Below are 386 nucleotides of genomic sequence, written 5' to 3' on the forward strand. Positions count from 1 at the left end.
GGAAATCCAGGTTGCCGTCGATCAGCCCCAGCCGCATCAGCAGGTCGCTGACGACGCGGCCGTCGTTGAAGGCAAGCTTCCAGATGAAGGCGACGGCCGAGGGCATGAACAGCATCGGCATCAGGAAGATGATGCGCCACGACCGCACCCACGGATCGCGATAGGCGAAGGCCGCGATGCTGATGGCGATCGTGCATTCGAGCGCGAGCGCGATCGCGCCCATGACGAAGGTGTTCCACAGCGCCTGCCAGAATTCGGGATCCGACAGCAGCTTGCTGTAGTTGTCGAAGCCCGCGAAGGTCCAGTTGTTGAAGCGGACGTGGCAGAAGCCCTGATAGATCGCATAGATGCCGGGATAGAGCGTGATCCCCAGCAGGAATATCACC

1 pseudogene is annotated in these 386 nt (G+C 61.1%); it reads right to left on the minus strand.

The annotated features are described in order from the left end of the window. A pseudogene (locus tag EN807_RS33035) lies at positions 1-385 on the minus strand (sugar ABC transporter permease); the annotation flags it as partial. Position 386 lies beyond the last annotated feature (1 nt).

Source organism: Mesorhizobium sp. M5C.F.Ca.ET.164.01.1.1 (assembly GCF_004792125.1).
GTDB lineage: Bacteria > Pseudomonadota > Alphaproteobacteria > Rhizobiales > Rhizobiaceae > Mesorhizobium > Mesorhizobium wenxiniae.